Origin of the sequence: Micromonospora sp. CA-263727 (assembly GCF_050942455.1) — a bacterium.
Taxonomy (GTDB): domain Bacteria; phylum Actinomycetota; class Actinomycetes; order Mycobacteriales; family Micromonosporaceae; genus Micromonospora.
Window position 1 is genome coordinate 6,408,998 of the sequence record NZ_CP192031.1, and the last position, 11,648, is coordinate 6,420,645.

Sequence of the window (11,648 nt, forward strand, 5' to 3'; positions counted from 1 at the left end):
TGCCCGGCGCGTGCCGCCGCACGGGTGATCCCGCGCGACCGGCGACGCGCGTGTTACCAGTACGGTAGCGGGACGGCTGTGACCGGCGCGATCCCTTCCTGCAACTGATCATGAAACTGATCCCGACCTTCCGGGAAAAACCCCTGGTCGGGGGCGTTGTGCCGGAAGTGCCGACACCGATCATCTTCGGCCACTGGTCATCGCTCCACCGATCTCACTCGGCGCGTAGGGCGACCACCGGGTCGAGCCGACCGGCCCGCTGCGCGGGCACCACCCCGAAGAGGATCCCGACCGCCGCCGAGACACCGAAGGCCAACGCCAGTGACCACCAGGTCACCGCCGCCGGGATGGGCGACACGGCGGCCACCAGCAGCGCCCCGCCCACGCCGAGCGCCATCCCGGTCAGCCCACCGATCGAGGTCAGCAGCACCGCCTCCAGCAGGAACTGCACCCCGATGTCCCGGGGGCGGGCCCCGACCGCCTTGCGCAGCCCGATCTCGCGGGTCCGCTCGCGTACCGAGACGAGCATGATGTTGGAGACGCCGACCCCGCCGACCAGCAGCGAGATGCCCGCGATGGCGGCCAGTACGCCGGTCAGGATGCCGAGGATGTCACCCAGCACGCCGAGGATCTGCTCCTGGGTGACCGCGCTGAACTCGGTGCCCGGGTGCCGGCCGTTCAGCTCCGCCACGATCCGCTCGCCCAGTTCGTCGATGCGTTCCCGGTCCGGCGCCTTGACCGCGATGGCGTCCACCCGCTGGGTGCCGTACAGCCGCTGGGCCGCCGTCACCGGGACGTGCACCTCGTCGTCCCGGTCGACGCCGAGGCTCTGCCCCAGCGGCACGAAGACGCCGATCACCCGGAACCGGACGCCGGCGACATTGACCTGCTGGCCGACCGCATCCCGGTCCGGGAAGAGGGCGCGCGCGACCGCATCGCCGAGCACCGCGACCCGCCGGCCGGTGTCCACATCGGATCGGGTCAGGTAACGCCCGCGGGCCAGCTCCCGGGCGAAGACCGACGGGGTGGTCTCCAGCACCCCCTGCACGGTGGTGAAGTCCTGCCGGGTGCCGGCCCGCACCGTCGCGCCGGAGGCGACCGTCACCGCGACCCGGCTCGGATCGCCGACCACCCGGCCGACGACCTCCACGTCCTGCAACGTGAGCGGGGAGACCGCCGGTGCGGAACCCACGTCGAGCCGCCCCGGCACGACCAGCAGAAGGTTGGAGCCGAGCCCCTCGACCTGCTGTTCGACCTGCCGCTTGGTGCCGGTGCCGATGGCCACCAGAAGCACCACGGAGGCCACCCCGATGACCACCCCGAGCATGGTCAGCAGGCTGCGCATCCGGTTGGCCCGCAGCGCGTCCGACGCCACCCGCCACGCCTCGGCCAGCCTCACGAGCCGCCCCCGTTGTCGGCCGGGCCAGCCCCGCCGCCGACCAAGCCAGCCCCGCCGCCGACCGGGCCGGTGCCGCTGTCGGCCGGGCGGGTGCCGCTGTCGGCCGGGCGGGTGCCGCTGTCGGCCGGGCCGGCCTCGCCGGCCGGGCCGGGCCCGCTGAACGCGTCGGCCGCGCTGTCGGCGACGATCACGCCGTCGCGCATCGCGATGCGGCGGCGGGCCCGCGCGGCCACCTCCGCGTCGTGGGTGACCATCACCAGCGCCACCCCCGACTCGGCGTTGAGCCGCTCCAGCAGCTCCAGCACGGCGGCGCCGGTGGCGCTGTCCAGGTTTCCGGTCGGCTCGTCGGCCAGCAGCACGGTCGGATCGGTGACCAGCGCGCGGGCGATCGCCACCCGCTGCTGCTCGCCGCCGGAGAGCTGGTTGGGCCGGTGGTCCAACCGGTGCCCCAGGCCGACCCGCCCGAGCATCGCGGCGGCGCGCTCGCGCCGCTGGCGGGCACCCACCCCCCGATAGACCAGGGGCAGCGCCACGTTGTCCACCGCCGAGGTGCGCGGCAGTAGGTGGAACGCCTGGAACACGAAGCCGATGGTCTCGTTGCGCAGCCGGGCCAGCTCGGGCGCGGAGAGCGTGCCCACCTCCCGACCACCAATCACCAGCCGGCCACCGGTCGGGCGGTCGAGGCCGCCGAGCAGGTGCATGAGCGTGGACTTGCCCGACCCGGAGGGCCCGATCAGGGCCACGTGGTCGCCGGCCGCCACGGTCAGCGACACGCCCCGCAGGGCGGGTACGGAGAACCCGTCCAGCTGGTACGTCCGGGACACGTCGACCGCCTCGATCGCCGCGGTCACCCGATCTGCGGTCACCCGATCTCCTGGCCGTCGCGGACCTGGTCGGTGCCGCGGATCACCACCCGGTCGCCGGGCTGTACCCCGTCGACGATCTGCACCAGGTCCTGGCCCTGCACGCCGACAATGACCACCGCCCGGCCGGCCCGACCGTCGCGGACCAGCCAGACCGCGTCCCGCCCGTCCGCCGAGAAGACCGCCGACGCGGGCACGGTCACCGCGTCCGCCGCCTCCCGGACCCGCAGCCGCAGCACCGCGTTCATCCCGGGTCGCGGGGTCGGTGCCGGTTCCGCCTCGCCGAACCGGCCGGCCCCGAGCGAAAGCCGGATCCGGTAACTGACCCCGCCCCGGGCCGAGGTGCCGGGCAGCACGTCGATCGACCGGACGGTGGCCTCGTACGTCGCGCCGGGGACCGCGTCCAGCTCGACCGTGCCGGTGAGGCCGGCCCGGACCAGCAGCACGTCGGTCTCGTCGACCTCGGCCAGCAGGCCCAGCTCACCGGTGTCCACCACGGTCAGCACGGGAGTGCCGGCGGTGACCCGGCCACCGACCGGAACGGCGGTGTCCACCCCCGGTGGCGGTCCGGCCGAACCGCCACCGAGCGCGTCCGAGCCGATCCCGGCCGGCATCCCGCCCGCCGCGTCGAGCAGCCCGGCGAGCGCACCGGCCGAACCTCCGCCGGTGCTCACCCCGCCCGGTTGCACCACGCCCGGGATCGGGGCGCGCAGGGTCAGCGCGTCCACCGTCGCCTTGGCCAGGTCGTACGCCTGCTGGGCCTGAAGTCGTTGGGCGGTGGCCAGCGCGTTGACGGCGGAGTTCAGGTTGCGTACCCCACGCTGCACCTCACGGACCGCCCGGTCGGCGGCGCGCGCGGCGGCGTCGTACTGGCGCGCCGCGGACTCGACCTGCGCGAGCAGCGCCTTCCGCAGCTCCGGGTCGCTGATCTTCGCGGCTGCCGCGCGGGCGGCGGCGTGCGCCTCCCCGGCCGCCCGGTCGGTGCCCCGCAACGAGCCGGCCAGATTTCCACCGCCACCACCGCCGGCCCGCTTGGCGGCGTCGAGCGCGGCACGGGCCTGGCGGAGCCGCTCCCGGGCCGAGGGCGAGTCGACCACGGCGAGTAGCTGACCGCGCTTGACCCGCTGGCCCGGCTCGACCCGCAGGCTGGCCAAGGTGCCGTCGGCCGGCGCGGTGAGGGTGGCCGCGGCCCGGGCGGTGACCGTGGCAGGGGCGTCGATCTCCTCGGCCACCTCGGCGCGCGCCGCCGAGGCGAGGGCGATCGACGGGTCGTCGGCACCGCACGAGGCAGCACCGGTGAGGGTCAGGACGGCGACGGCGAGCAGGGCGGTGAGCAGGCGGGGCCGCGTGGCTGCGGGCAGCCGCGGCGAGTCGGGGCGGCGCACCCGACCCATGCTACGAGCCGGCGGCGCGCCGTCCAGGTCGGCCCGGGCCGGCGCGCCGCCGCCTCGCCACGTGGGCCGGCGGGCCGCCGCCCCGGCGCATTTGCCGGCTCGCCGGATGGCCGGCGCGCCGCCGGTCAGCGCACGGTGGAGCGGATGTGTGCGACGCACTCGCGGTGGAGGGTGGACCAGGACTCGTCGAAGATTTCCTCCGCGGTCTGGGCCGGTACGCGAAGGTCGTGCACCACCGCCTTGACGAAGGCGAGCACCCGCTCCTCACCGAACCTGTCGATGAGGTATCGGACGGCGAGGTAGGCGATCCCGTAGGCGCCCGCCACCTGGTCGTCCGGGGCGTCGTCGGCCGGCAGAAGGTTGTCGAGCTTGCCGTCCCAGTCGCCCTTGACCAACTTCCGGGTCTGCGCCAACCCGGCGTACCGGCCGGCCGGCGCACCGTCTGCGCCCGCGTGATCGGCCAGCCCTTCGATCAGCCACCAGGCAGAGTTGTCCCAGTAGTCGTTCTCGGGCAGCGAAGCGGCATGGGCCAGTTCGTGCCGGAGCAACTCGTCCAGGCCGGCGCCGTAGTCGAGGCTCTCCGGCCCGAGCACGATCTCGTGGTGACCGCCGCCGACGTTGACCGCGTACCCTCCGCTCCACTCGGCCTGGTCGCCGCCGTACCACCGCTTCCACTCCTTCGTGCCGGCGTAGAAGACCCGGTACCGGTCGGGGGCCGGTTGACCGACGACGTACTGGTCGGCCACCTTCGCCGCCGCCTCGGCCCGCTTCAACAGGCTTGGCAGCCGAGCGCGGAACGCCGGCGTGGCCGCCACGATCGTCCGCTTCCCCACCGCCACGACCAGCTCGCTGACCTCCCATGGCAGGTTGCCGGGCTGGCCGCTCATCCGGCCGTTCACGTACGGCGAGGACTTCGACTTGGCCAGCGCGAGCAGGCGCGGCTGCGCACCGTCGCGCCACCGGGTGTCGACCAGCATCGGGCTGGTCTGGCAGTCCGGCACCACGAAGCAGTACCGGAACTCGATCATCAACCGCCACTCGCCCGCTCGGCCGGCGGGCATGGGCAGGCCGCTCGGACGCCCCTCCCAGCGGGTCACCCGCAGTGCCCGCAGTCCGGCGTAGCGGCGGCGCAGGTCACTGTGGACCGAGCCGGCCGCGATCGACAGGAACCCGGCCCGGTCCCCGCCGAGCAGCGCCGCGGCCTGCCGGTCCAGCTGGGCGGTGATCCGCTCGGCGACCTCCCGGGCGGCGACGGTGGTCGCGTTCTCGGTGGGCGAGGCGGACGGATCGGGCGTCACGGAGGTGCCGAGGTAGCCGTGCCGGAGCGCAACGGTCAGCAACGCCGCAGGCAGGCCACAGGTCAACACCAGCACCACTGCGACGAGCGCCGCCCAGAGCGGCCAGCGGCGGCGCGGCACGGCAGCCGGCCTTGGATCAGTGGGTACTGGATAATCGTCGCCCGTGGGCCCCCCGTGATTCACCGAGGCAGGGTACGGCCCCGCCGGTACCGGCGGAAGAGGGCCTATGCCGGGGCGGCCCGTCGGCGGCCGGCCGTCAGCCCGCGTCGCTTTCCTCGGTCGATGGCCAGGCGTGGAACGCGACGCCGAGAGCGGCGACCATCTGGTCGAAGGAGTGGTCGACCTCACGTGGCAGACCGAAGTCACCGGCCGCCTCCAGGGAGACGAAGCCGTGCACGGCGGCACGGAACATCCGTACCGCGTCAACGGCGGCATCACCGCTGATCCCGTAGCCCAGCAGGATGGCGTACACGACACCGACCGCGCGGGCGCCGGCGGCGACGTGCGCCGGGTCGGCCGGATCCGGCACCCGCTGGGTGGCCGGGTATCGGCCGGGATGCCGGCGGGCGTACGACCGGTAGGCGGCGGCGACGGCTCGGAGCGCATCCTCGCCGCTGCGGCCCGCGGCGGCCGTGGTCATCTCGTCGGCGATCTCGGCGGTGGCCAGCGCGGCGAGCTGCTGCCCGAGCGCGTCGACCCCCTTGACGTGCTTATAGAGGCTGGGCAGCGCGACGCCGAGCCGGTTCGCCAGCGCGGCGAGGGTGAGCTTGTCGTACCCGACCTCGTCGGCGAGCCGGGCCGCCTCACGCACCACGACCTGCGGGTTGAGCCCGGCCCTAGGCACGGTTGGTCACCGCCAGGAAGTCGGTCAGCTCGGCGGCCATCGCCTCGGGCCGGTCGGCGTGCGGGTAGTGCCCGGAGTCGGTGAGCATCCGCGCCTCGGCGACCGGGAAGAGCCGCCGGGCCGCCCGCGCCTCGCCGGCCGGGTCGGCAAAGTCCGGGTCCTTCGTACCCATCAGCACCAGCACCGGCTGGCCGACCTGCGGGGCGCGGGCGGTCCAGTGCGGCTCGACCGGGACGATCACACCGCGCACCGGGGCCATCCGGCCGGGTCGGCGCAGCGCGGTCACCATCGCCCTGCGGTACGCCGCGTCGTCGGCCGGCCGGCGCACCGGGAAGAGGGTGCGGTGGAACAGGCCGAACAGCCGTGGGCTGTGCAGCACGGCTGCCTGAGCGAGGCGCATGAACGGGTTGAGCTTCGGCTGCCCGACGAAGGCGCCGACCAGCACGATGCCGTTGACCAGCTCCGGCGCGTCGGTGGCGGCGAAGACCACGGCGGCGGCGCTCGACGAGTTGCCGACCAGGGTGGCCGGGCCGCCGCCGAGGTCGCGGACCACCGCCAGCAGGTCACCGCCCACCTCCGCCGGGGCGTACGTCGGCCAGCCGGCGCTGGAGTCGCCGTGCCCCCGGACGTCGACCGAGGCCGCCCGGTAGCCCGCCTGGACCAGCAGCGGGATCAGGTGCCGGTACGAGCCCCGGTTCTCCCCCATGCCGTGGGCGAGGACCACCAGCGGCCCCCGCCCGTGCACCTCGTAGGCGATCCGGCCGCCGCCCCGCTCGACAAAGCTAGCATCCATAGCCAGGAGGCTAATCAGATTAGCCAAAGGGGTCAAGGCCGCCGCGGAGGGACGTGCTACTTCCGGGAGGCGAGCGCGCGCCCGAAGAAGGCGAGGTTGGCGGGGCGCTCGGCAAGGCGGCGCATCAGGTAGCCGTACCAGTCGTCGCCGTACGGGACGTAGGTGCGTACCGTGTAGCCCTCGCCGACCAGGCGGGCCTGCTCCTCGGGCCGGATGCCGTAGAGCATCTGGAACTCGAAGCCGTCCGGGCCGCGGTCGAACCAGCGGGCCCGGTCCTCACCGATGGCGATCAACCGGGGGTCATGGGTGGCCAGCATCGGATAACCGTCGCCGGACATCAGGATGTTGAGGCAGCGGACGTAGGACTTGTCCACCTCGCGGGCCGACTGGTGGGCCACCGACTCCGGTTCCTTGTAGGCCCCCTTGCACAGCCGCACCCGCGACCCGGCCGAGGCCAGCTCGCGGCAGTCGGATTCGGTACGCCGCAGGTACGCCTGGAGCACCGCCCCGGTCGACGGGAAGTCCTTCCGCAGCTTGGCCAGGATGTCCAGGGTCGAGTCGGTGGTGGTGTGGTCCTCCATGTCCAGCGTGACGGTGGTGCCCGCGGCGTCGGCCGCGGCGCAGATGGCCCGGGCGTTGTCGCAGGCCAGTTGCTCGTCGAACGCCTGACCGAGCGCGGACAGCTTGACGCTCACCTCGGCGGCCGGCGTCAGCCCCGCGTCGGCGAGCATCCGCAGCAGCGTCAGATACTCGTCGCGGGTGGCGCTGGCCTGATCGGGGGTGACGGTGTCCTCGCCGAGGTGGTCGAGGGTCACCGCGAGACCGTCGTCGACGAGTTCGCGGGTCGCGCGCAACGCGTCGTCGGTCTTGGCGCCGGCAACGAACCGGCGCACGACGTCCCGGGAGAACGGGGCCGTCGCGACGAGCCGCTCGACCCGGGATGACCGGGAGGCGGCGAGGATGACGGAACGGAGCATGAGCCGAGCGTAACGCCCACCCATCCCCGCCCGACGTGCAAGGAGGGGCCCCCTTTTAACACCTGAGGGTGAGAGGGGAACCCTTCTATACCTGAGGCGTTAATAGGGGGCCCTTCCTTACACCCCCTTCCTTACACCCCGGCGGTGGCGGTTATCCGTTACAACAATGGCGTGGAACAACGCCCCCGCCGCCGGCTCCGGTCGGCCTCCGTGCAGCTCGGCGCGCTCACCGCCTTGGCGCTCACCCTCTCCGGCTGCAACATGACCTCCGACGACGATGACGACTGCGCGCTCGGCCCGAGCGGCGGTGGTGACACCGTGGCCCTGGCCATGCGGGTCCCGGCAGTCGCCACCGGGCCGGCGTCCGGTCGCGGTGCACCGGAGCCGGCCGGCGCGGCCGTGCCCGAGCGGGGCGGCTTCGGCAGTCATCTTGCCGCCTGCGGTGGCTGAGGGTGCGCCGCGAGCGGGTCGAGCCGCGCCCCGACTGGGATGCCACCATCCGCGCCCAGGGTCTGGTGTACGTCGACACCGAGCTGCCCGACGGCGGGATGATGTCGTACTGGGACGAGACCGGGGCGTACGCCTTCGAGCTGGCCGAGGTGCTGCGGCTGGAGGAGGCGACCGAGGAGTTGCACCGGATGTCGGTGGCCGCCGCCGCGCACGTGGTGGCGCGCAACCGGTACGCCGAGTTCGGGATCCCCGGCTGGGCGGCCGAGGCGGTCGCCCGGTCGCTGCGGGAGACGCCGCCCACCCTCTACGGCCGCTTCGATCTCTGGTACGACGGGAGTTGGCCGCCGAAGCTGATCGAGTACAACGCGGACACCCCGACCGCGCTGGTCGAGGCGAGCATCGTCCAGTGGTACTGGCTGGAGCAGAGCCGGCCGGAGCTGGACCAGTGGAACAGCCTGCACGAGCGGCTCGTCGCCGGCTGGGCGAAGATCGGCACCGGCCTGCACGACCGGCGGGTGCACGTGGCCTGGTCGAACGAGGAGCAGACCGGCGAGGACCAGATGACCGCCGGGTACCTGGCCGAGACCGCCCGCCAGGCCGGGTTGGATGTCGAGCTGCTGCCGATCCAGGACATCGGCTGGGACGGCCGCCGCTTCGTCGACGCCGCCGACGCTCCGGTCACCACCTGCTTCAAGCTCTATCCCTGGGAGTGGATGCTCGCCGAGCCGTACGGGCCGCTGGCGCTGGAGCCGGGCACGCCGACCACCTGGATCGAGCCGGCCTGGAAGCTGCTGCTCTCCAACAAGGCGTTGCTGGCGGTGCTCTGGGAGCTGTATCCGGGGCACGAGTTGTTGCTGCCGGCGTATCTCGACTCGCCGCGCGGGATGTCCGAGTACGTGGCAAAGCCGCTGCTCGGCCGGGAAGGCGCCGCGGTGCGGATCGTCACCGCCGGTGGCGAGATCGCGAACCCGGGCGACTACGGCGGTGAGGGCTTCTGCTATCAGGAGTTCCGGGCGCTGCCCGAATTCGCCGGCAACCGGATGGTGCTGGGCAGCTGGATCGTCGACGGCGAGTCAGCGGGCGCCGGGGTACGGGAGAGCGCGAGCCTGATCACCGACGGGTACGCCCGGTTCCTGCCGCACTACATCGACACACCGCGTACCGAATGAGTCGTCTACCTTTGGAGGCGTGAACTTCGACGCGTACGCCCGGACCGGAGTTGACCTCGTCAACGCCCGCCTGGACGACCTCGACGACCTGAAGGCCATCTTCCCCGACGACAACGCGTGGATGCGCGACGAGGTCGCGGAGCGTGACCTGGCGACCTTCCGGCGCGCACAGAAGCGGTTGCGCGGCGTCTTCGAGTACGGCACCTCCGGGCGCGACGCCCAGGCGGTGGCCGAGCTGAACACGCTGCTGGAGGCGTACCCGGTGCAGCCACGCATCTCGGGGCACGACTCCAGCGACTGGCACATGCACGTCACCAGCCGGGGTGCCTCGGTCAGCTCCGAATACCTGGCCGGCGCGGTCTGGGGCCTGTCGGTCTGGCTCTGCGAGTACGGCAGCGCCCGGTTCGGCGTCTGCGCGGACGACCGCTGCGGCAACGTCTACCTGGACACCTCGTCCAACTGCTGCCGGCGGTTCTGCTCGGAGCGCTGCGCCACCCGCTCGCACGTGGCCGCGCACCGCGCCCGCAAGCGGGCCGCCGTCCCGGCCCAGACCGATCCGCTGACGCCCGTCCCCTGATCTTCCGCCCCGGCCGCGCGCCGGTCAGGCGTCGACCGGGGACGGGGTGTTGAGGTGTTGCCGGGCGAAGGCCAGCGCCTCCCGCAGATCCGCCTCGCGGACCTGTCGGCTCTTCGCGCCCCGGGTGGTCACCTCCACCGCAACCGAACCGGTGAAGCCCCGGCCGGCCAGCGAGCGCAGCAGCTCGGCGCAGGGCTGGGCGCCACGCCCGGGCACCAGGTGTTCGTCGCGCCCCTCACCGGTGCCGTCGCCGAGATGCACATGCGCCAGACCGGCTCCCATCCGGTCGGCCATCTCCTGCGCGTCGGTGTGCGAGGCGGCGCAGTGCGACAGGTCGAGTGTGTACGAGGAGTAACCGGCCTCGGTCGGATCCCAGCCGGGCAGATACGGGACGAACTGCCGACCGGCCATCCGCACCGGGTACATGTTCTCCACCGCGAACCGCACCCCGCCGAACTGGCCGGCCACCCGATCCAGCCCCTCGGCGAAGTTGCGGGCGTAGTCCCGCTGCCAGGTGAACGGCGGGTGCACCACCACGGTCGGCGCCTCCAGCGTCTCGGCCAGCACGGCCGCCCGGCGTAGCCGCTCCCAGGGGTCGGGGCTCCAGACCCGCTGGGTCACCAGCAGGCAGGGCGCGTGCACGGAGAGCACCGGTACGCCGTAGTGGTCGGCCAGCCCGCGCAACGCACCGCCGTCCTGGCTGACCGCGTCGGTCCACACCATCACCTCGACCCCGTCGTAGCCGAGCGCGGCGGCCATCTGGAACGCCGCCGCGGTCCGCTCAGGGAAGACCGAGGAACTGGAGAGAAGCACCGGGACGCGGGAAGTCACAACACCGAGGGTAACCCGCGTCGATTGAGGCAGCCCGACGGGAACCGGCGAAACGGATGATGGAGACAGTAGCCATCACACCGGTGCCAACCGATCCAACCGGCTGAGGATCACGCCCTCCCGCAGCGCCCACGGGCAGACGTCCAGCGAGTCCACGGAGAGCCGCCGCATCACCGATTCGGCGACGACGGCGCCGGCCAGCACCTGGTGGGCCCGGCCGGCGCTGACCCCTTCCAGCTCGACCAGTTGCGCCGGCGGGATGTGCCGGATGAAGCCAAGCACCTGCCGCAGCCCGGAACGGGTGAGCTTGCGACGGGCCCAGAGCCCGGCCCCGCTGGGGGCCGCCCCGGCGAGCCGGGCCAGGGTGCGGAAGGTCTTGGAGGTGGCCACCGGGCGGTCCCAGCCCACCCCGGCCATCCGGTCCACCACCGGGTCGAGCAGGCTGTCCACGTACTCGCGCAGCTCGTCGACGGCCTCCGGCGACGGCGGGACCAGGCTCTCCGGGTCGGTGCCGAGCCGATCCCGGGTCAGCCGTCCGGCGCCGAGCGGCAGCGACACCGCGACGTCGGGGTCCTCGTCGACGCCCGCCGCGATCTCCAGTGAGCCGCCACCGATGTCCAGCACCAGCAGCCGCCCGGCGGACCAGCCGAACCACCGCCGGACCGCGAGGAAGGTCATCCGCGCCTCGTCCGCACCGGGGAGCACCTCCAGCCGTACGCCGGTGGCCTCCCGCACCCGGGCCAGCACCTCGGCCGCGTTGGTGGCGTCGCGTACCGCGGAGGTGGCGAAGGCGAGCAGGTCGTCGACCTCCAGGTCGGTGGCGGATGTCCGGGCCGCGCCGACCGCCTTGACCAGGGCGTCCGCGCCGGCATCCCGGAGAGCGCCGTCCGGGCTGATCTGCTCGGCGAGCCGCAGCACCGTCTTCTCCGAGTGCGCCGGCCACGGATGCGCCCCGCGATGGGCATCGACCACCAGCAGGTGCACCGTATTGGAACCGACGTCGAGGACACCCAGTCGCATGGGGAGAACCCTAGGCCAACCGGTTCGCGTCAC

General features: G+C 73.4%; 12 protein-coding genes. 3 read left to right on the forward strand and 9 right to left on the reverse strand.

Going from position 1 to position 11,648, the window contains the following annotated elements; translation table 11 throughout:
- Positions 1-214: 214 nt before the first annotated feature.
- The 7 genes from ACQPYA_RS28130 to ACQPYA_RS28160 form a co-directional block, all read right to left on the reverse strand.
- Positions 215-1,399, reverse strand: a complete 1,185-nt coding sequence (locus ACQPYA_RS28130; RefSeq protein WP_433530031.1) for an ABC transporter permease — start codon at positions 1,397-1,399, stop codon at positions 215-217.
- Positions 1,396-2,250, reverse strand: a complete 855-nt coding sequence (locus tag ACQPYA_RS28135) for an ABC transporter ATP-binding protein (protein ID WP_433533658.1) — start codon at positions 2,248-2,250, stop codon at positions 1,396-1,398. The genes ACQPYA_RS28130 and ACQPYA_RS28135 overlap by 4 nt, the downstream gene beginning before the upstream one ends.
- A gap of 11 nt (positions 2,251-2,261) precedes the next feature.
- Positions 2,262-3,656: an efflux RND transporter periplasmic adaptor subunit gene (locus ACQPYA_RS28140; RefSeq protein WP_433533659.1), complete on the reverse strand. Its 1,395-nt coding sequence runs from the start codon at positions 3,654-3,656 to the stop codon at positions 2,262-2,264.
- A gap of 125 nt (positions 3,657-3,781) precedes the next feature.
- Positions 3,782-5,074, reverse strand: coding sequence for a hypothetical protein (locus ACQPYA_RS28145; protein WP_433530032.1), 1,293 nt, complete (start codon positions 5,072-5,074; stop codon positions 3,782-3,784).
- A gap of 136 nt (positions 5,075-5,210) precedes the next feature.
- Positions 5,211-5,798, reverse strand: coding sequence for a TetR/AcrR family transcriptional regulator (locus tag ACQPYA_RS28150; protein ID WP_433530033.1), 588 nt, complete (start codon positions 5,796-5,798; stop codon positions 5,211-5,213).
- Entirely contained in the window at positions 5,791-6,591 is an 801-nt protein-coding gene (locus ACQPYA_RS28155; RefSeq protein ID WP_433530034.1) for an alpha/beta fold hydrolase, read from the reverse strand. Before ACQPYA_RS28155 ends, ACQPYA_RS28150 begins: the two co-directional genes overlap by 8 nt.
- A gap of 56 nt (positions 6,592-6,647) precedes the next feature.
- Positions 6,648-7,568: a proline dehydrogenase family protein gene (locus ACQPYA_RS28160; RefSeq protein ID WP_433530035.1), complete on the reverse strand. Its 921-nt coding sequence runs from the start codon at positions 7,566-7,568 to the stop codon at positions 6,648-6,650.
- Between the two features lie 171 nt (positions 7,569-7,739).
- On the opposite strand from ACQPYA_RS28160, the gene ACQPYA_RS28165 reads away from it, so the two are divergent.
- From ACQPYA_RS28165 to ACQPYA_RS28175, 3 genes are read left to right on the forward strand one after another with little or no spacing between them, the layout of a single operon-like run.
- Positions 7,740-8,018: a hypothetical protein gene (locus ACQPYA_RS28165; RefSeq protein WP_433530036.1), complete on the forward strand. Its 279-nt coding sequence runs from the start codon at positions 7,740-7,742 to the stop codon at positions 8,016-8,018.
- A gap of 2 nt (positions 8,019-8,020) precedes the next feature.
- The gene (locus tag ACQPYA_RS28170; protein ID WP_433530037.1) at positions 8,021-9,187 is read left to right on the forward strand and encodes a glutathionylspermidine synthase family protein; all 1,167 of its coding nucleotides are present in this window, start codon (positions 8,021-8,023) and stop codon (positions 9,185-9,187) included.
- A gap of 19 nt (positions 9,188-9,206) precedes the next feature.
- Positions 9,207-9,764, forward strand: coding sequence for a CGNR zinc finger domain-containing protein (locus tag ACQPYA_RS28175; RefSeq protein ID WP_433530038.1), 558 nt, complete (start codon positions 9,207-9,209; stop codon positions 9,762-9,764).
- A gap of 24 nt (positions 9,765-9,788) precedes the next feature.
- On the opposite strand, the gene ACQPYA_RS28180 is transcribed toward ACQPYA_RS28175, so the two are convergent.
- Together ACQPYA_RS28180 and ACQPYA_RS28185 are read right to left on the reverse strand one after the other, a co-directional pair.
- Positions 9,789-10,595 carry a sugar phosphate isomerase/epimerase family protein gene (locus tag ACQPYA_RS28180; protein WP_433530039.1) on the reverse strand — a complete coding sequence of 269 codons (807 nt, stop codon included), beginning with the start codon at positions 10,593-10,595 and terminating at the stop codon, positions 9,789-9,791.
- A 75-nt stretch (positions 10,596-10,670) separates the two neighbouring features.
- A complete protein-coding gene (locus tag ACQPYA_RS28185; protein ID WP_433530040.1) occupies positions 10,671-11,615 on the reverse strand; it encodes a Ppx/GppA phosphatase family protein in 945 nt (314 codons plus the stop codon).
- Positions 11,616-11,648: the final 33 nt, after the last annotated feature.